The following is a 19,030-nucleotide window of genomic DNA, read 5'->3' on the forward strand; positions in this document are numbered from 1 at the left end:
CGCCGAGCATTCCCCCGAAAAGTTCGGGCCGCCGCAGCACACCATCGTGCAGCGCTTGTTGCGATCACTCAGACGCAACGGAGCCAAGGTGATCATCCCGCGTACAGTACCGGCCACTACTGGTGATCCCGGGACTGGGGCCGTCGCTGCGTGTGATGGGCACTCCGCGACGGCCCCAGTCCCTCCGATCCTGCGAGCAATGACGCAACCTCGGACCGGCCGACAGTCGGAGCTACATCCGTCAAGCGAAAGTAACATCCTCAGATGAGGCAATACGGAGTGGCCGGATTGGACGCCGCCGCCCGAAATGATCGCCCGCCAGCCCTATCTGCCGCGCCACATGGCTGGCGGCCCCGGCAACCCACTCGGCGCGCGCGCCATGTATCTCGGCGGCACCATCTACCGTATCCACGGTACCAACGCCCCCGACACCATCGGCAAGCACGTCTCCTCCGGCTGCATCCGCCTGACCAATGAGGACGTCTCCGACCTCTACTCCCGCGTCAACGTTGGCACCAAGGTGATTGTGCTCCCGATGACGGAGCGCAGGGCGGATCTCGGCACCGCGACCCGCTAAGCGACAGGACATTGTGACGCAAACGGCCCCGGAACCCACCGGGGCCATTTTCGTTTGCATGGTGCTCTCCGGGCGTCCGCGCTTTGAGAGGCACGAGCGCGATCATCACGGAGGCGTAGATGCGGTCGATCCGGCAAACGTCGCGAAGCCGATGGCTGTGGTCGATCGCGGTCGCGGGAGGATTGGTGTGGCTTTTTTCTGCGCCTTCTTCTCTTGCACAGCAGCCGGCGAACGACGACGCGGCTCGACAAGCCTTCAACAATTCCTGCCGCACCTGCCACTCCGTGAAGGAAGGCGACAATCGGCTCGGCCCCAACCTCAGCAAGATCGTCGGACGGAAGGCAGGCTCGCTGCCGGACTACAACTATTCTCCCGCGATGAAAGATGCGGACTTGGTCTGGGATCAGGACAAGCTGACGCGGTTCATCGTCAAGCCGGATGAGGTCGTGTCCGGCAACAAGATGCAGCCCTATGGCGGCCTCTCGCCCGAGGAAGCAGGCAAGGTGGTTGCTTATCTGCAATCGGTGTCGGGCTCACAATAGCGGCCGCCGGGCACCACGCCATTTTGACTTGCGATTGCGGCTTATCCTTCGAGACGCCCGCCTCCGGCGCTCTCCTCAGGATGAGGACGGAGTATGCGGCCACCCAACCAAATTACACACGCAATACTTGCACAAAAGCCACGGATGCCAGTTAGCCTCATCCTGAGGAGCGCGCTCTTGCGCGCGTCTCGAAGGATTGGGCGGGCACGATGACCGAGGGTGCGTACCTCTACATTCTCAAGTGCGCCGATGGCAGCTACTACATCGGAACGACACGGACCGAGCTTGAAATCAGGGTCGCGCAACATAATGCTGGCACGTTCGCCGGTTATACGTCCTCGCGTCGGCCGGTGACCGATCGCATCACCGACGCGATCGAATGCGAACGCAAACTCAAGAAATGGAGCCGCGCCAAGAAGGAAGCCTTCATGCGCGGCGACTTTGCTGACCTCCGTGAATTGGCGAAGCGCGGATCGCATCATCCTTCGAGACGCCCGCCTGCGGCGGGCTCCTCAGGATGAGGACGGAGTACGCGGCTCCGATTCTTCGAAGAGAGCCCTCCACTTCGCAATGTCTACCCCAACCGCCGGATGCCCGTTGAGCCTCATCCTGAGGAGCCCGCCAAAGCGGGCGTCTCGAAGGACGAGGCGGGCAGGCGGCCTCGGCGACGCCGGAGCCGTTCATTTGCACCAGCGCTTAGAGGCGCATTGCGTCTCGCCGTTCCGAGATCAGTCTCAGCCACGCCGAGGCATGAAACGCGCTCATCAGGAGATACATCGGGACCATCCCGCCCAGCAAAGAGCCGTGTTCAGCGGAGCAGAGCATGTCGGCCGTGCCGCCGCCGAACACGGCCGTCAGCAAGGCCATGATCGCGAAGGTCGGCGTGGCCGCGAGGCCGAGCCACCTGGCGAGGTGGCGCGCGGCCACGACGCCGTCACGGTTGACGCTCGCGGCCGTGCTGACCGGACAGGTGTCGGTCATCCGCCCGCCTCGCGCAGCGCCTTCTCTCCGGCGGTCGATACCTCGACCCACTTCTTGTCGGGCGCCGCGCCCTCGACGTAGCTGTCGTGCCAGTTCCACCATTTGTAGGTCGGCGTCTGCGGATAGCCTTTCGGCGAGTCCTCCCAGACCTCCTGCCGGCCGAGCGGCGTGATGTCGAGGTAGTTCCAGGTGCCGCCCATCTGCTCGTCGCCACGGCTCTTGACGAAATAGGTACGGAAGACGCGGTCGCCGTCGCGGTAGAACACGTTCGTGCCGTGCCATTCGTCCACGCCGAAATCGGCATCGAAGCTGTCCGTGATGGTGACCCACGGCATTATCCAGCCCATCCGCTTCTTCAGCCGCGCAATGTCGGCCTGCGGCGCGCGCGAGGCGAACACGAGTGTGGTGTCGCGGGCATTCAAATGGGCGACATGGGCGACCTGATCGGCCACCATCGAGCAGCCGCGGCATGCATGATCTGGCCAGCCGAACACGCCCGGCTCGAAGAAGGCCCGGTAGACGATCAGCTGCCGCCGGCCCTGGAACAGATCGAGCAGACTGACCTTGCCGCCGGGCCCCTCGAACGCATAGGTTTTGTCCACCGCCATCCACGGCATGCGCCGGCGCTCGGCGGCCAGGGCGTCGCGGGCACGGGTTTGCGCCTTTTCCTTCACAAGCAGTTGCTGACGGGCTGCCTCCCAGTCCTCCGGCGACACCACCGGCGGTGTTTGCATGGCGGGCTGTCCGCTATTTCCTGAGTGCTCGACTGATGTCATCATGGTTCTCCAAAGCTCTTGCTTGGACGATCGTTCTGCGTCTCGCTATGACAGACGCGGAACCGATCGCCCCTCACCGCACATTGTCGGCCGTAAACGATTTCTGGCACCGGACGGTTGCGCGGTGGGAGTAACAAGTGTGGCGGGATTTGAATGGAATCGCTGATCACGGCCGCGGCGCGCGCGCTTGAAGCTGGCGATCCGCTCGGCGCATTGAACCGTGTCGCGTTGCGCAACGATGCGCCTTCGCTCGCGTTGCGCGGGATTGCGATGGCGCAGCTCGGCGATCTCGCAAAGGCGAAGACGCTGCTGCGGAGTGCTGCACGCGCCTTCGGTCCGAGAGAGACGGTGGCGCGCGCAAGGTGTGTCGTGGCCGAGGCCGAGATCGCGCTCGTCTCGCGCGACCTGAACTGGCCGGTGAAAACGCTCGCGTCGGCGCGGGCGACGCTCGAAAAGCACGGCGATCTCGCCAATGCCGCGCATGCGGGCCACATCGAGGCGCGCCGCCTTCTCCTCGTTGGACGCGTCGACGAGGCCGAGCGCTTGCTCGCCGAGGTCAGCACCGCATCGCTTCCGCCTGCGTCTCAGGTTGCCCGCGAGCTGGTGGTCGCGGGCATTGCGATCAGGCGGCTCAGGACGGAAGCCGCGCGCGCGGCGCTCGACCGCGCGGCCAAGGCAGCGCGGCTGGCCGGAATCCCGGCACTGACGGCGGAAGTTTACAGCACGAACCTCATCCTCGATACGCCCGCGGCGCGCCTGATCTCCCGCGGCGGCGAACACCCGTTGCTGCTCGGGGAGGTCGAAAGACTGGCGACCTCGACAGCGCTCGTCCTGGACACCTTCCATCACGTCGTGCGCAGGCGAGGCGTGGTCGTGTCGCTCGGAACGCGACCGGTGCTGTTCGCGCTCGCCCGTCTTCTGGCGCAGGCATGGCCCGCGGACGTCTCGCGAGAGGCGCTGATCGCCGGTGCCTTTCGAGCGAAGCACGTCGATGAATCCCACCGCGCGCGGTTGCGGGTCGAGATCGGGCGGCTCCGCACCCAGCTCAAACCGCTGGCCGATGTCAGCGCGACGAAGCAGGGTTTTGTGCTGGCACCGCGGAAGACGCGCGACGTCATCGTGCTGGCGCGGCCGGTCGAGGAGAAGCACGCCAACGTGCTCGCCTTCCTCTCCGATGGCGAACCGTGGTCGAGCTCGGCGCTCGCGCTCACGCTTGGCATGAGCCCGCGCACGGTGCAGCGGGCGCTTGAGGAGCTGGCCCGATCGAACAAGGTGCAGTCGTTCGGACACGGGCGGGCGCGCCGCTGGATGACGCCTCCTGTCCCGGGTTTCCCGACAGGCTTGTTACTCCCCGGACCGCTCCTGAAGACGTAGGATGGAACACTTCAACCGGGATCAAGCACATGAAGCGTTCAGCCGCCGAGATCGTCAGGGAGTACGGACCCTTCGCGGGCATCGAGGCCGTGCATGGCGTCACCTATGACGGCACGCACGTCTGGTTCGCATCCGGCGACAAGTTGAATGCGGTCGATCCGGCCAGCGGCAGGATCGACCGCTCCCTCGATGTCGCCGCGCATGCAGGAACTGCGTACGATGGCAAGCATCTGTTCCAGATCGCCGAGGATCGCATCCAGAAGATCGACGCCGCGAGCGGCAAGGTGCTCGCCACAATCCCCGCGCCGGGCGGCGGCGGCGACTCCGGACTCGCCTGGGCCGAGGGCACGCTCTGGGTCGGCCAATATCGCGAGCGGAAGATTCATCAGGTCGATCCGGAGACCGGGACGGTTCTTCGCACCATCGAAAGCAAGCGCTTCGTGACCGGCGTGACCTGGGTGGACGGTGAACTCTGGCATGGCACCTGGGAGGGCGAGGAAAGCGACGTCAGGCGGATCGACCCTGATACGGGCAAGGTGCTGGAGCAGCTCGATCTGCCCGCCGGAACGATGGTCTCAGGATTGGAGTCCGATGGCGGCGATCGCTTCTTCTGCGGCGGCGGCAGTCGCGGCAATGTGAGAGCGGTCCGCAGGCCGAGGCGGGCCACGCGATGACGGTTTGAACACGCTGCAACGGTGATGCCGCAGCCGTTAACCCATTCGCCCCAATTCCACCCCATCCATGCGCTCTAGCGCCCTCCTCTCCCGCCCTGTAGAATCCACCCCGGGCGGCCTGGGGGATTGATGCGTCTGACGTTGAACTTGAAGACTGTCCTGATCGCGGTCGCGGTCCTCGCGGCGTCGTTTTTCATCAGCCTGAAGGCGATGGACTGGCTGTCGCCGCGCGCGACCAATTCCGCGCCGCCCGTCGCGCAGCTGCCGCCACTGCCGCCGGTCGCCAAGAGCTCGATCGTGGTGGCACCGGTGTCGATCGCGCTGTCGGCGATCCGCGACCAGGCCGAGAGGGCCGCGCCGCGCAATTTCGCCGGCAAGGCCGACAATCCGATCTCGCAGATCCTGCAGAACGCCGACATCGGCTGGACGGCCGCGCGTGGTCCGATGTCCGCCGTCGGCGACAAGGACGTGCTGACGCTGTCGACACCGCTCACCGGCAAGCTGAACGTGACGGGATCGCTGTCGTCGAAGGCTACCGGCGCGCTCGGCGAGGCGCTCGGCAACGTGCTCGGCGGTAATGCCGCCAAACAGGTCGGCGCGGTCAACATCAAGAATTTGAATGCCAGCGCCGAGATCAATGGCAACGTGGTCGTCACCTCGCGCCCGAAGCTCGCGGCGAACTGGCACCTCGAGCCCAATCTCGGCGCTCAGGTTAATCTTGGCGACACCAATCTCTCGGTCGCCGGCGCCAAGGTCAACGTGCCGGCGCAGGTGAAGCCACTGATCGACAAGACGGTGGGCGAGCAGCTTAACGCCGCCTCCGAACGCATCCGCAACGATCCCTCTCTGCGGGAGAATGCAAAGGTGCAATGGGCCAAGGCTTGCCGTTCGATCTCACTGCAAGGCACGGGATCTTCGGCCTCCCTGCCGCCGCTCTGGCTCGAGATGAAGCCGGTGCGGGCGATCGCCGCGCAGCCGCGTGTCGACGCGAAGGCCGTCACCCTGCTGCTCGGCCTGGAAGCCGAGACCCGCGTCACGACGACGCCAACCAAGCCGGACTGCCCGTTCCCCGACAAGATCTCGATCGTGCCGCCGACCGGCACCGGCGTGAACATCGGCGTGCCGATCGACGTGCCCTTCACCGAGATCAACAAGCTCATCGCCGCGCAGATGGTGGGCCACACCTATCCTGAGGACGGCTCCGGCCCGGTCGACGTCAACGTGAAGAGCGTTAACGTGGTCCCGTCGGGCGACCGGCTGCTGATCTCGCTGCTGGTGCGCGCCAAGGAGAAGAAGAGCTGGCTCGGCCTCGGCGCGGAGGCGACCGTGCATATCTGGGGCCGGCCGATGCTCGACCAGGCGCAGCAGACGCTGCGCCTCGCCGACATCCAGCTCGCGGTGGAATCCGAAGCGGCCTTCGGCCTGCTAGGGGCCGCCGCGCGCGCAGTGGTGCCGCAGATGCAGCAGGCGCTGGTGCAGAAGGCGACGCTCGATCTGAAGCCGATCGCGGCCAACGCCCGCGAGAAGATCGCAGCCGCGATCGCCGACTTCCAGAAGAGCGAGGACGGCCTCAAGGTCGAGGCCAATATCAGCAGTCTGACGTTGGCCGACATCGCCTTCGACGCGAAGACGCTGCGCGTGGTCGCGGAGGCCGGCGGCACGCTGAACGTGTTCGTGACGAAGCTATCGGGGATGTAGCGCGCTTTCACTCACCGGGCCCGCGCACGCGTCGTTCGCGCCGCTGGCATTCTCGTCGGAGGATGCTAAGCTGTTCTTCGGAGAAGTGCCGACAGCACTGTAGCTGATAACGCGAGGACAACATGGAAGCCGGCATGGTCACGCCTGCGCCGGCGCTGGTGCGCTTTTCCGGCATTCAGAAAACCTATGATGGCGAGCACCTCGTGGTGAAGAACCTCGATCTCGACATCAGGAAGGGCGAGTTCATCACCCTGCTCGGCCCGTCGGGCTCGGGCAAGACGACCACGCTGATGATGCTGGCTGGCTTCGAGGTTCCGACCCATGGCGAGATCTACCTCGCTGACCGGCCGATCAAGAACATGCCGCCGCATAAGCGCGACATCGGCATGGTGTTCCAGAACTATGCTTTGTTTCCGCATCTGACGATCGCGGAGAATATCGCCTTCCCGCTATCCGTTCGCAAAATCAACAAGGCGGAAGCGCAGGAGCGCGTCAGGGCCGCGTTGCGCATGATCAAGATGGAAACCCTGGCGCACCGGCGGCCCGGGCAGCTGTCCGGCGGTCAGCAGCAACGCGTGGCGCTGGCCCGCGCGCTGGTTTTCAACCCGCAGCTCGTGCTGATGGACGAACCCCTGGGGGCCCTGGACAAGCGCCTGCGGGCGCAGATGCAACTGGAGATCAAGCAACTGCACGAGACGATGGGCATCACCGTCGTCTACGTCACACACGATCAGAGTGAAGCGCTCACCATGTCGGACCGCATCGCCGTGTTCAACGACGGCATTGTGCAGCAGATCGACACGCCCGACGCGCTTTACGAGCATCCGGTGAACAGCTTCGTCGCCCACTTCATCGGCGAGAACAATGTGCTGACCGGCACCGTCGAGACGGTCGAGAAGGAATATTGCCGCGTCGCGCTGCCTAATGGCGCCGCCGTTACCGCACGGGCGGTCAACGTATCAGGTGCGGGCGCATCGAGTTCCCTGTCGGTGCGGCCGGAGCGGATCTCCATTATCCTGGACGGCACCTCCAGCGACGGACCGAACCGCCTGCCGGCCAGGGTGCAGAACACCATCTATCTCGGCGACCACGCGCTGGCCGTGCTCGATGTCGCCGGCAACGGGGAGTTCATTGTCAAGCTTCAGCCGGACGCGCATGGCAGCCTGAGACATGGCGAAAGCGTGTTCATCACCTTCCTGCCCGAGGACTGCTTGGCCCTCGATCCCGTCTGATCCAACCTACAGCCTTTTGCCACGCAAGGGATCGGCATCGATCCACCTCAACGCAACTCACATGAAGAAGGAACAAAGACCATGCTGAAGCGCAAGATTGGCAAGATTGCTCTGGGTTTCGCCGCGGCGCTCACCGCCAGCGCCGCGCTGGTGACGGTCGCACAGGCGCGTGACCTCACCGTCGTTTCGTGGGGCGGCGCGTATCAGGATGCCCAGAAGAAGGTCTATTTCGAGCCGTTCAAGAAGGCGGCCGGCATTCCCATGAACGACGAGTCCTGGGACGGCGGCATCGGCGTGCTGCGCGCCAAGGTGCAGGGTGGCGCCGCCACCTGGGACGTCGTCCAGGTCGAGAGCGACGAACTGGCTGTCGGCTGCGAGGAAGGCCTGTTCGAGAAGATGGACTATTCCAGGATCGGCGGCGAGGCCGCCTACATGCCGGCGTCGGTCAATCCCTGCGGCGTCGGCGCCATCGTGTACGATTTCGTTCTCGGCTACGACAAGGACAAGCTGAAGGAGGCGCCTGCGGGCTGGACCGACTTCTTCGACACCAAGAAAATTCCGGGCAAGCGCGCCCTGCGCCAGGGCCCGAAGACCACGCTGGAGATCGCCCTCATCGCCGACGGCGTCGCGCCGAAGGACGTCTACAAGGTGCTGGCGACCGACGAGGGCATCGAGCGCGCGTTCAAGAAGCTCGACACCATCAAGGGCGACCTCGTCTGGTGGAAGGCCGGCGCCCAACCGCCGCAACTGCTCGCCTCCGGCGAGGTGGCGATGACCTCGGTCTACAATGGCCGCATCGACACCGCGAACAAGAAAGAGAAGAAGAATTTCGGCATGGTGTGGGACGGGGCGCTCTTCACGCTCGACAGTTGGGTCATCCTGAAGGGCAGCCCGAACAAGGATGCGGCCTACAAGTTCCTGGACTTCGCCGGCAAGGCGGAGAACCAGTCCAAGCTGTCCGAGAATATTGCCTATGGCACCTCGAACAAGGACGCCGCCGCCCTGATCCAGCCGACCGTTCTGAAGGACTTGCCGACTGCGCCTGATAACATCAAGAACGCGGTCGAGATCAACGTCGGCTTCTGGCTCGAGAACATCGACCGCCTGACCGAGCGCTTCAACAAATGGGCCGCGAAATAGCACGCTGCCGAAGCGACGTACGGCACAGGCAGAGGATCGACACATCTTCGCCTGTGCCCCACCCCTTGCCTGAAGTGGCGAGGGATTTCCGGTCAAAGAGGCTCAACCCATGACAGCCGCGTTCCTGACCGGCGCCGATGCGCAGATCGAGATGCCGCTCAAGCGCCGATTGAGGCGCGCGGAGCGCGCGCGCCAGCTCAAGGCATTGGCACTGGTTCTGCCGCTTCTGCTGTTTCTGCTCTTCACTTTCGCAGGGCCTATCGCCGGCATGCTGTGGCGCTCTGTCGACGACCGCGAGGTGCGTCAGGTCCTGCCCCAGACCGTCGTTGCTCTCGCCGACTGGGACGGCAAAGACCTGCCGGACGAGAAGGCTTATGCGGCGCTGGCAAGCGACATCCTGGCGGCGCGCGCCTCCGGCACCATGGCGATTGCGGCCAAGCGGCTCAACTACGCGCTGAACGGTTTTCGCACGATCCTGACCAGCACGGCACGTAATCTGAAGGCAGCGCCGGAGCCCGGCACGGCCAAGGACACGCTGGGCAAGATCAACCCGGCCTGGCGCGAACGCACCGCCTGGACGACGATCAAAGACGCCAGTGGCCCGGTGACAGGCTTTTATCTTCTGGCGGCGCTCGATCTCACCCGGAACGCGGACGGCGCGATCGTCGCGGCCGCGCCGGACCAGGCGATCTACCGCAACGTCTTCACCCGCACCTTCATCATCAGCCTCAGCGTCACGGTGCTCTGCCTGATCCTCGGCTTCCCGGTTGCTTACCTCTTGGCGACGCTACCGCCCGGCCGGTCGAATCTGCTGATGATCTTCGTCCTGCTGCCGTTCTGGACCTCGCTTCTAGTCCGCACCTGCGCCTGGATCGTGCTGTTACAGAGCAAGGGCATCGTGAACGACAGCCTGCACTGGCTTGGCATCATCGACGAGCCGTTGCGCCTGATCTACAACCGCTTCGGTGTCTGCGTGGCGATGACCCACGTTCTCCTGCCGTTCATGATCCTGCCGCTGTACAGCAGCATGAAGGCCATCTCGCCTGCCTACATGCGTGCCGCCGCCTCGCTCGGTGCGCCGCCGGTCACCGCCTTCCTGCGGATCTACCTGCCTCAAACGCTACCCGGTATCGGCGCGGGAAGCCTGCTCGTCTTCATCCTGGCGCTCGGCTACTACATCACGCCGGCACTCGTCGGCGGCGCCGCTGATCAGATGATCAGCTACTTCATCGCGCTCTACACGACCGAGACGGCCAACTGGGGCCTCGCCTCGGCGTTGGGTGCGGTGCTGCTACTCGCCACCCTCCTGCTGGCCCTCGTCTACGGAAAGCTGGTGCAGGGACAGCAGGTCACGGGAGGAATGAAGAATTGAGCGATAATCCTTCCCTCCGCACGCCCAGCCAGCGCATCGCGTGGACCGCGACCATCGTGATCTCCACGCTGGTGTTCATCTTCCTGATCGCGCCAATCCTGGCGATCATGCCGCTGTCCTTCAGCTCAGGCTCCTACCTGACCTATCCGCTGCCTGGGCTCTCCTTGCGCTGGTACGACGACTTCATCAATTCGCCGCGCTGGATGACGTCGCTGAAGAACAGCATGATCATAGGCGTCGCCTCGACCCTGCTGTCCATGGCGCTTGGCACGCTGGCCGCGCTGGGGCTGGCGCAGTGGAAGAGCCGGCTCAAACCGCTCGTGCTGGCTTTCGTGCTCTCGCCGGTCGTCGTGCCCGGCGTCATCACCGCGGTCGGTCTTTATTTCTTCTTCGCGCCGATCGGACTGACCGGCAGTTACCTTGGCTTGATCCTGGCCCACACCGCGCTGGCGACGCCCTTTGTGGTGATCACGGTCGGCGCGACGCTGCAAAGCTTCGACACCAACTTGGCGCGCGCCGCCGCCTCACTCGGCGCCTCGCCGCTCGACGCCTTCCGCCGCGTGATCCTGCCGCTGATCCTGCCCGGCCTGGCGTCGGGTGCGCTGTTCGCCTTCGCGACCAGCTTCGATGAGGTGGTGATCGTGCTGTTCATGGCCGGGCCGGAGCAGCGCACCCTGCCGCGCGAGATGTTCAGCGGCATCCGCGAGAACATCAGCCCGACCATCACGGCAGCGGCCGTGATTCTGACGACGGTATCGGTCATCCTGCTCGCCACCATGGAAGGCCTGCGCCGACGCAACGAACGGCTCAAGGGCAGCAGCGCCTGACCGGCGGCGTCGCGACGCGATCGGCGCTTCAAGAGTTCGACGAGGTGCCGAGAATGATGGAGCAATCCGCAAGTCGGGCAAGGGCAAGTGGGGCAAGGTCGGAAAAGACACGACGGCGCGCCCGGTGAAAACCGGGCGCGCTTGGTTTAGGCCGTCACGTCAGCCGCGTTACTCCGAGTACTTGAACTCGGGCATGTTCTTCAGCTCGTCCTTGGACGCGTTGAACACGGCGTGGTCCGGGTACCACTTCGACGCAGACGACGTGGCCATCGCGGCCTTGTCCGTGCCAGTCGCAGCCCCGGTCGTCGTCGTGGGCGAGGCCGGCCGGCCGGGCGGGTTGGTCGCGCCGGTACCGGTGTAGGCGATGGCCTCGTTGGCGAATTTCAACTTGTCATAGGGAATGGCGACCAGGTGCTCGCCCATGCCGAGGAAGCCGCCGACGCCGATGACGGCCGTCTTGATGGCGCCGCTCTTGTCCATCAAGAGATCGTTGACCGAGCCGATGTTCTCGTTGGACTCGTTATAGACCTTCAGGCCCGACATCTTCGATGCACGCCATTCGCCCGACGCCGAAGTGGTCGTCGCGGTGGATGCGGTCGGCGCCTTGTCGGTGGTGGCAGGCGGCGATTGCGCAAACGCCACGGTTGCAAGCAGTGCGGTCCCGGCGAGGCCGGCCGCGATCGATTTCATCAACATGTTGTCCTCTCCTTCGATAGAAACTCGTGCGGAGAAAACGGACTTGATCATTGGCAGTTCCGTATTCGTGCGGCAATTTCGTCGCGCGATACGCGAGATGGAAGCACTGGCGATTTGTTCCTAAGTCACCCAGGAACATTTTGCAGCGCACGGTTCTCAGCACAACGCGGCGGCGTCGATGCCGACGTGAGCATTCCGCCTCGACGCCGCCAGCAAAACTCATCGCATGGCTGGTACGTGAGAGCGCAGCCCCTCCCGGGGCGCATCGCGCCGACCTCTCCCCAGGGGGGAGAGCTGACAGAAATCGCGATGTAACCGGCGCCTCAGGCCGCGAGCGGCGGGTGCTCGACGGCTGCAGAATCGAAGATCGCCACCGCCTCGAAGCGATAGTTGCAGGCGCGGCAATTCCAGAGATAGGAGATGCGTCCTTCGCCCGGCTCGATCCAGTCCGGCTCCGGAATCGGCGTGCCGCATTGGGCACAGGGGTTCAGCCTAGGGATATCGCCAATATGTGCCTTGGCCGTGTCTGTTTTGGCCATGTTTGTTCTTGTCATGGCACCTCTCCCGATTTGCAGTGCTTTGATACTCGCTTTCGCGTCTATGCGCGAATAGACAGGCTCGCTGTCGCGAGCTGCGGTTTTGCACCTCAGGGACCCTTACGGCAGCTTTGCGTCGTAACAGCGGCTCGGCGCCGCAAAATCGTCAGTGGCGGCGTTTGGTCACATCATCGCCGCGTTCGGCAGGCCTAACGGCAGCCGGGCGCAGGTCGCTCAGGACCCCAGATATTCTCAAGACATTCTCAAGGGACATCTATTCTCAAGACATTCTCAAGGGACATCTGATGAAAATTTTACGCATTGCCGCGCTGGTTGCGGCCGGGCTGATGTTGCCGCAGGCGGTACTTGCCGGCGAAGCCGACTATGCCGAGATGGCCGCGGCCCACGCGCGCGCCAACGGCGTGCCGGAAGCGCTGGTGCATCGTGTCATCATGCGCGAGAGCCGCTACCAGCCACACCTGATCGGCCATGGCGGCACGATCGGGCTGATGCAGATCAAGCTCGCGACCGCCCGCGGGCTCGGCTACACCGGCGATGCCGCTGGCCTGCGCGATCCCAACACCAACCTCACCTATGCCGTCAAATACCTCGCCGGCGCCTATCACGCCGCCAATGGCGATCACGCCCGAGCCATTCGTTATTATGCAGGCGGCTATTACTATGCCGCAAAGCGGCAGCGCCAGGAAACGCTGCAACAGGCCGGCGCGGACACGAGCGCACAGGCTTGGCTGGAGCCGAACGGCAATCCGCAGCCGATGTTCGGCGCAGTGCCGCACCGCATGGCGCAGCGCGTGCGCAATGCACGGGCGCAGGCTTTGAAGTAGTCCCTCGTGTCCCGGGCAAGCTGCAGCGCGAAGCGCCGCGGCGCTGAACCGGGACCCAGGTTCCCAGCAAGATGCGTTGACACAAGCCCCCACTGGCCTACATTAGAGCCGTTCCGAGGGGTGCTCCGAGGAGGAGCTGAGATACCGCTAAATGGGTCAGAAGGCCCAGGACCGCGGTGACCCTTTGAACCTGATCCGGGTCATGCCGGCGAAGGGACAGGGATGTTGCAGACCACCAAGCGGCCGGATTCTCCGGTATCCATCATCGGCGCAGGCATCGCAGGAGCGTGGCAGGCGCTGCTGTTCGCACAGGCCGGCCACGCCGTGACCCTGCACGAGCGCGGCGACGCCGCGATGACCGATTCCACCAGCCATTGGGCCGGCGGCATGCTCGCGCCTTATTGCGAGGCGGAAGTTTCCGAACCCATCATCAGCCGCCTCGGCCTGCGTTCGCTTCATATCTGGCGGCGCGAATTGCCGGACACCCCGTTCAACGGTTCCCTCGTCGTCGCCCATCCCCGCGAGCGCAACGATTTCGAGCGCTTTGCCCGCATGACCGAGGGCCACCGCCGGCTCGATGCTGCGTCTCTGGCGGGACTCGAACCGTCGCTGGAGGGCCGCTTCCGCGATGCCCTTTTCTTCGAAACCGAGGGCCATGTCGAGCCGCGCCGTGTGCTGCCGAAACTGCATGAGCGCATCCGCGCCGCCGGCGGGACCATCAAGTTTGGCAGCGATGTCACGGCCGCCGAGCTCGACGGCATCGTGATCGACTGCCGCGGGATCAGTGCGCGCGACGAGCAGCCTGCCTTGCGCGGCGTCAAAGGCGAGATGATCCTGATCGAGACCAGCGAGGTGCAGCTTGCCCGCCCGGTGCGGCTGATCCATCCGCGCTGGCCGCTCTATGTGATCCCGCGCGATCAAGGCCTGTTCATGCTGGGTGCGACCTCGATCGAAGCCGAGGACACCGGCGTCAGCGTGCGCTCGGCGCTGGAGCTGCTCGGCGCGGCCTATGCCGTGCACCCCGCCTTCGGCGAGGCCCGCATCGTCGAATTCGGCTCGGGCCTTCGCCCCGCCTACCCCGACAATCTGCCCCGCATCGGTATCAGCGGCAGCAGCATCGCCGTCAACGGGCTCTACCGCCATGGCTTCCTGATCGCGCCGGCGCTCGCCGAGCTGGCGCTGCAATATGTCGAGCGCGGTCAGATCGACAATGAGGTAATGCAATGCGGGTGATCGTTAATGGCGAGCATCGCGAGGTGGCCTCAGTGAGCGTCGACGCGCTGCTGGCCGAGCTCGACTACGAAGGCACGCATTTCGCGATCGCGCTCAATTACGACGTGGTGCCGAAAAGCCGCTGGGCCGAGACCAGCCTCAAGGCCGGCGACGAGATCGAGATCATCACACCGCGGCAGGGAGGGTGAGGAGGATGGCATCTTTCCATTTGTCGTTCCGGCGAAGGCCCCACATTCCGCCGTCATCGCCCGGCTTGACCGGGCGATCCAGCACGCCGCGGCTTCTCGGTTCTAGCCGCACCGCCTCTGGAGTACTGGATCCCCGCCTTCGCGGGGATGATAGCGGCGTTTGGAGCGGCGCGCACCGTCACAACGAAGTCCTGTGGTTATGGGTCCCGGCCTTCGCCGGGACGACAGCTATATCTGAGGAGACACCTTCGACATGGTGACCTTCTACGGCAAATCCTTCTCCTCCCGCCTGCTCATCGGCAGCGCGCTGTATCCTTCCCCTGCGATCATGCAGGCGGCGATACGCGCCTCCGGCTCGAACATCGTCACGGTGTCGCTGCGACGCGAATCCGCCGGCGGCAAGACCGGTGACGCCTTCTGGAATCTGATCCGCGAGCTCGACGTCACCGTGCTGCCGAACACCGCCGGCTGCCGCAGCGTGCGCGAAGCGGTGACCACGGCCAAGCTCGCGCGCGAATTGTTCGGCACCTCCTGGATCAAGCTCGAAGTGATCGCCGACAACGACACGCTGCAGCCTGATGTCGTCGGCCTGGTCGAAGCCGCCACCATTCTGATCAAGGACGGTTTTGAGGTGTTCCCCTACTGCACCGAGGATCTCTCGGTCGCGAACCGCCTGGTCGATGCCGGCTGCAAGGTGGTGATGCCATGGGCCGCTCCCATCGGCAGCGCGAAGGGCATCACCAACCGCGACGCGCTCAAGCTGCTGCGCGAGCGGCTGCCCGACATCACGCTGGTGGTGGACGCCGGCATCGGCGCGCCGTCGCATGCCGCGCACGCGCTCGAGCTCGGCTATGACGCGGTGCTGCTCAACACGGCCATTGCAAAAGCCGCCGATCCCGTCGCGATGGCCAATGCCTTCCGCCTCGGCATCGAGGCCGGCCGCACCGGCTATGAAGCCGGGCTGATGAACGCCCGCGATTTCGCCTCCCCTTCCACCCCTGTCGTTGGGACCCCGTTCTGGCATGCCGCATCCTGATCCCTTCTATCCCGTCGTCGACAGCCTTGAGTGGGTCGAGCGCCTGACCAGGCTCGGCGTCGGCACCATCCAGCTGCGCGCAAAGGATCTCGACGACGCGCAGGCCCTGCAGATCGTCACCGATGCGCTGGCGATCACAAACGGCACGCAAACCAAGCTCGTCGTCAATGACTACTGGCGCGCGGCGATCGTCGCCGGCGCGAAATATCTGCATCTCGGCCAGGAGGATTTGGCCGACGCGGACCTCAAAGCGATCCGCGAAGCCGGTCTGTTGCTCGGCATCTCCACCCATGACGACGACGAGCTTACGACCGCGCTTGCGGCCAAGCCGGACTACGTCGCGCTCGGCCCCATCTTCTTCACCACGCTCAAATCGATGCGCTTCGAGCCGCAGGGCATTCCGAAGCTCACCGAATGGAAGAAGCGCATCGGCAGCATCCCGCTGGTCGCGATCGGCGGCATCAAGTTCGAGCACGCCGCGGAGATTTTTGCCGCGGGCGCCGATTCCATCGCCGTCGTCAGCGACGTCACCCAACATGCCGACCCCGATGCCCGCGTGCGGCAATGGCTCGGCCAGTCGAAGGAGGCGGCGTGATGCCCACACTCTCTCCATTCGTCATTGCGAGGAGCCCGCGACAAAATTGCGAAGCAATTTTGCGCTGGTGCGACGAAGCAATCCAGACTGTTTCCGCGGAGAGATTCTGGATTGCTTCGCTGCGCTCGCAATGACGGAGCAAGCCTCACCGGCGTCGTTCCGGCGCGCACATACGAATTAAACGGAGGATCCCATGAACATCCGCTCCAACCCCGACAAGACCATCCCCGCCGTCACGACCGGCCCGCTGCCGTCGTCGCGAAAAATCTTCGCTTCCCCCGATGCCGCGCCCGAGTTGCGCGTGCCGCTGCGCGAGATCATTCTCTCTGAAGGCGCCGGAGAGCCGAACCTGCCGGTCTATGACACCTCCGGCCCCTACACCGACCCGTCCGTGACCATCGACGTCAACGCGGGTCTTGCCCGCAACCGCAAGGCCTGGGTGCTGGAGCGCGGCGGCGTCGAGGAATATGAGGGCCGGCAGGTCAAGCCGGAGGACAATGGCAGTGTCTCCACCGACAAGGCCGCGCGCGCCTTCTCGGCCTATCACCAGCCGCTGCGCGGCCTTCCCGGCCACAAGATCACCCAGCTCGAATTCGCCCGCGCCGGCATCATCACCAAGGAGATGATCTACGTCGCGGCGCGCGAGAATCTCGGCCGCAAGCAGCAGCTCGAACGCGCGGAAGCAGCCCTCGCCGACGGCGAAAGCTTTGGCGCGGAAGTGCCCGCCTTCATCACGCCGGAGTTCGTCCGAGCTGAGATCGCGCGCGGCCGCGCCATCATTCCCTGCAACATCAACCACTCAGAGCTCGAGCCGATGATCATCGGCCGCAACTTCCTCACCAAGATCAACGCCAATATCGGCAACTCCGCCGTGACATCGTCGGTCGAGGAAGAGGTCGAGAAGATGGTGTGGGCGATCCGCTGGGGCGCCGACACCGTGATGGACCTGTCGACGGGCCGCAACATCCACACCACCCGCGAATGGATTTTGCGCAACGCGCCGGTGCCGATCGGCACCGTTCCCATTTATCAGGCGCTGGAGAAGTGCAACGGCGATCCGGTGCAGCTGACCTGGGAGCTCTACAAGGACACCTTAATCGAGCAGTGCGAGCAGGGCGTCGATTATTTCACCATCCACGCCGGCGTGCGCCTGCAATACATCCACCTCACCGCCAACCGCGTTACCGGTATTGTTTCTCGTGGTGGTTCCATCATGGCGAAGTGGTGCCTGGCACATCACAAGGAGAGCTTCCTCTACACCCATTTCGACGAGATCTGCGATCTCATGCGCAAGTATGACGTCTCGTTCTCGCTCGGCGACGGCCTGCGCCCGGGCTCGATCGCCGACGCCAACGACCGCGCGCAATTTGCCGAGCTGGAAACGCTCGGCGAGCTGACAAAAATCGCGTGGGACAAGGGCTGCCAGGTCATGATCGAGGGCCCCGGCCACGTACCGATGCACAAGATCAAGATCAACATGGACAAGCAGCTGAAAGAATGCGGCGAGGCGCCGTTCTACACCCTCGGGCCGCTGACCACCGACATCGCGCCGGGTTACGACCACATCACCTCAGGCATTGGCGCGGCCATGATCGGCTGGTTCGGCTGCGCCATGCTCTGCTACGTTACGCCGAAGGAGCATCTTGGCCTGCCCGACCGCAACGACGTCAAGGTGGGCGTCATCACCTACAAGATCGCCGCCCACGCCTCCGATCTCGCCAAGGGCCACCCGGCCGCCCAACTGCGCGACGACGCGCTCTCCCGCGCCCGTTTCGACTTCCGCTGGAGCGACCAGTTCAACCTCGGCCTCGATCCTGACACCGCCAAGAACTTCCACGACGAGACCCTGCCGAAGGAAGCCCACAAGGTCGCCCATTTCTGCTCGATGTGCGGCCCAAAATTCTGCTCGATGAAGATCACGCAGGACGTGCGGGACTATGCGGCGACGCTGAACGATCCGGCGGCGGTGGGCATGTCGATGCAGGGCACCGTCGAGGATGGGATGGCGAAGATGAGCGAGAAGTTCAAGGAGATGGGCAGCAACGTGTATCTGGATGCGGAGAAGGTGAAGGAGAGCAATCGGGTGTTGTGATCATTCGCGATACATCTCGCTAGCGTTTTTGAGCGTGCAAGGGGCCGGACGAAGGTTTCCGGCCCCTTTTTCAATCCATTTGAGGATGCGATATTGCCATGGCAACTTTAGCAATTCATTGGAAAACAAAGAATCTAAGAATTATGTCGACCTTATCCCAATGCGCCTGTTCGAGGAAGTAGGGGACAAGGAGATCGAGCACGATACAAGGAAGCCGCGAGCTATGCGGGATTTTGGGTGACGAGGTGATCAGGCGGCGTGGTTTGCCGGCATGTGGATGACCTCGATGCCGTCGTTGAATCTGACACCTGCGATCACCTTCGGCAACTGATTTGTGCCTTTGAGCCGCCGCCAGGTCCTTGATGCCGCGATGACCAGCTTGAACACCATCAGCTTGGCGGTGATTGGCGACAACGAACCCTTGGTTCGCACCGTTCTGTGCCGCACGGTCGCGAACACGCTTTCGATGGGGTTGGTAACCGGTATGAGATGTCTCGGTGCCAACGTTCCGCTGCGGTTTTCTGCATCGTGGCGTATGGTGCGACCATCGGGACAGAGGCACCGGGAGCACGATGTGCGGGCAGGCCGATGCATACGATGAGCCGAGAGCTCGAGT

General features: G+C 64.2%; 19 protein-coding genes, 2 pseudogenes and 1 riboswitch. Of the genes and pseudogenes, 16 read left to right on the forward strand and 5 right to left on the reverse strand.

All coding sequences use genetic code 11. The annotated features are described in order from the left end of the window. Positions 1-277 precede the first annotated feature (277 nt). From IVA82_RS31280 to IVA82_RS31290, 3 genes and pseudogenes are all read left to right on the forward strand, one after another. A pseudogene (locus IVA82_RS31280) lies at positions 278-577 on the forward strand (L,D-transpeptidase); the annotation flags it as partial. A gap of 185 nt (positions 578-762) precedes the next feature. Next, the gene (locus IVA82_RS31285; protein ID WP_346658672.1) at positions 763-1,119 is read left to right on the forward strand and encodes a c-type cytochrome; all 357 of its coding nucleotides are present in this window, start codon (positions 763-765) and stop codon (positions 1,117-1,119) included. 209 nt (positions 1,120-1,328) lie between these two features. Further along, the gene (locus IVA82_RS31290; protein WP_247381897.1) at positions 1,329-1,640 is read left to right on the forward strand and encodes a GIY-YIG nuclease family protein; all 312 of its coding nucleotides are present in this window, start codon (positions 1,329-1,331) and stop codon (positions 1,638-1,640) included. A 175-nt stretch (positions 1,641-1,815) separates the two neighbouring features. Here the strand turns inward: IVA82_RS31290 and IVA82_RS31295 are convergent, their stop codons facing one another. Together IVA82_RS31295 and IVA82_RS31300 are read right to left on the reverse strand one after the other, a co-directional pair. Continuing rightward, positions 1,816-2,100 carry a hypothetical protein gene (locus IVA82_RS31295; RefSeq protein WP_247381894.1) on the reverse strand — a complete coding sequence of 95 codons (285 nt, stop codon included), beginning with the start codon at positions 2,098-2,100 and terminating at the stop codon, positions 1,816-1,818. After that, on the reverse strand, positions 2,097-2,879 hold the full coding sequence (locus IVA82_RS31300; protein WP_247493684.1) for a thioredoxin family protein: 783 nt from the start codon (positions 2,877-2,879) through the stop codon (positions 2,097-2,099). The genes IVA82_RS31295 and IVA82_RS31300 overlap by 4 nt, the downstream gene beginning before the upstream one ends. A gap of 150 nt (positions 2,880-3,029) precedes the next feature. On the opposite strand from IVA82_RS31300, the gene IVA82_RS31305 reads away from it, so the two are divergent. The 7 genes from IVA82_RS31305 (at position 3,030) to IVA82_RS31335 (ending at position 11,193) form a co-directional block, all read left to right on the forward strand. Then, the gene (locus IVA82_RS31305; RefSeq protein ID WP_247381887.1) at positions 3,030-4,250 is read left to right on the forward strand and encodes a helix-turn-helix domain-containing protein; all 1,221 of its coding nucleotides are present in this window, start codon (positions 3,030-3,032) and stop codon (positions 4,248-4,250) included. A gap of 29 nt (positions 4,251-4,279) precedes the next feature. Further along, the gene (locus IVA82_RS31310; RefSeq protein ID WP_247381884.1) at positions 4,280-4,924 is read left to right on the forward strand and encodes a glutamine cyclotransferase; all 645 of its coding nucleotides are present in this window, start codon (positions 4,280-4,282) and stop codon (positions 4,922-4,924) included. Between the two features lie 129 nt (positions 4,925-5,053). Continuing rightward, on the forward strand, positions 5,054-6,622 hold the full coding sequence (locus tag IVA82_RS31315; RefSeq protein WP_247381882.1) for a DUF4403 family protein: 1,569 nt from the start codon (positions 5,054-5,056) through the stop codon (positions 6,620-6,622). A gap of 122 nt (positions 6,623-6,744) precedes the next feature. Further along, on the forward strand, positions 6,745-7,854 hold the full coding sequence (locus IVA82_RS31320; protein ID WP_247381879.1) for an ABC transporter ATP-binding protein: 1,110 nt from the start codon (positions 6,745-6,747) through the stop codon (positions 7,852-7,854). An 81-nt stretch (positions 7,855-7,935) separates the two neighbouring features. Beyond that, positions 7,936-8,994 carry an ABC transporter substrate-binding protein gene (locus tag IVA82_RS31325; RefSeq protein WP_247381876.1) on the forward strand — a complete coding sequence of 353 codons (1,059 nt, stop codon included), beginning with the start codon at positions 7,936-7,938 and terminating at the stop codon, positions 8,992-8,994. 109 nt (positions 8,995-9,103) lie between these two features. After that, positions 9,104-10,366: an ABC transporter permease gene (locus IVA82_RS31330; protein ID WP_247381873.1), complete on the forward strand. Its 1,263-nt coding sequence runs from the start codon at positions 9,104-9,106 to the stop codon at positions 10,364-10,366. Next, positions 10,363-11,193 (forward strand): ABC transporter permease, encoded by an 831-nt coding sequence (locus IVA82_RS31335; RefSeq protein ID WP_247381870.1) that lies wholly within the window; start codon positions 10,363-10,365, stop codon positions 11,191-11,193. Before IVA82_RS31330 ends, IVA82_RS31335 begins: the two co-directional genes overlap by 4 nt. A gap of 168 nt (positions 11,194-11,361) precedes the next feature. On the opposite strand, the gene IVA82_RS31340 is transcribed toward IVA82_RS31335, so the two are convergent. Together IVA82_RS31340 and IVA82_RS31345 are read right to left on the reverse strand one after the other, a co-directional pair. Beyond that, a complete protein-coding gene (locus tag IVA82_RS31340) occupies positions 11,362-11,889 on the reverse strand; it encodes a PRC-barrel domain-containing protein (protein WP_247381866.1) in 528 nt (175 codons plus the stop codon). 323 nt (positions 11,890-12,212) lie between these two features. After that, positions 12,213-12,443 (reverse strand): hypothetical protein, encoded by a 231-nt coding sequence (locus IVA82_RS31345; protein ID WP_247381864.1) that lies wholly within the window; start codon positions 12,441-12,443, stop codon positions 12,213-12,215. A 287-nt stretch (positions 12,444-12,730) separates the two neighbouring features. On the opposite strand from IVA82_RS31345, the gene IVA82_RS31350 reads away from it, so the two are divergent. From IVA82_RS31350 to thiC, 6 genes are all read left to right on the forward strand, one after another. Next, positions 12,731-13,270: a lytic transglycosylase domain-containing protein gene (locus tag IVA82_RS31350; protein WP_247381860.1), complete on the forward strand. Its 540-nt coding sequence runs from the start codon at positions 12,731-12,733 to the stop codon at positions 13,268-13,270. A gap of 106 nt (positions 13,271-13,376) precedes the next feature. Next, positions 13,377-13,505: riboswitch (TPP riboswitch) on the forward strand. Continuing rightward, positions 13,493-14,503, forward strand: coding sequence for an FAD-dependent oxidoreductase (locus tag IVA82_RS31355; protein ID WP_247381858.1), 1,011 nt, complete (start codon positions 13,493-13,495; stop codon positions 14,501-14,503). Its footprint overlaps the riboswitch before it by 13 nt. Further along, the gene (thiS, locus tag IVA82_RS31360) at positions 14,494-14,691 is read left to right on the forward strand and encodes a sulfur carrier protein ThiS (RefSeq protein WP_247381856.1); all 198 of its coding nucleotides are present in this window, start codon (positions 14,494-14,496) and stop codon (positions 14,689-14,691) included. The genes IVA82_RS31355 and thiS overlap by 10 nt, the downstream gene beginning before the upstream one ends. A gap of 253 nt (positions 14,692-14,944) precedes the next feature. Beyond that, entirely contained in the window at positions 14,945-15,727 is a 783-nt protein-coding gene (locus IVA82_RS31365; protein WP_247381854.1) for a thiazole synthase, read from the forward strand. Continuing rightward, entirely contained in the window at positions 15,714-16,322 is a 609-nt protein-coding gene (locus tag IVA82_RS31370; RefSeq protein WP_247381852.1) for a thiamine phosphate synthase, read from the forward strand. The genes IVA82_RS31365 and IVA82_RS31370 overlap by 14 nt, the downstream gene beginning before the upstream one ends. A gap of 193 nt (positions 16,323-16,515) precedes the next feature. Continuing rightward, a complete protein-coding gene (gene thiC / locus IVA82_RS31375; protein ID WP_247381851.1) occupies positions 16,516-18,414 on the forward strand; it encodes a phosphomethylpyrimidine synthase ThiC in 1,899 nt (632 codons plus the stop codon). 249 nt (positions 18,415-18,663) lie between these two features. Here the strand turns inward: thiC and IVA82_RS31380 are convergent. Continuing rightward, positions 18,664-19,030: pseudogene (locus IVA82_RS31380) on the reverse strand (hypothetical protein); the annotation flags it as partial.

The sequence above is a fragment of the Bradyrhizobium sp. 142 genome, from assembly GCF_023074015.1.
GTDB lineage: Bacteria > Pseudomonadota > Alphaproteobacteria > Rhizobiales > Xanthobacteraceae > Bradyrhizobium.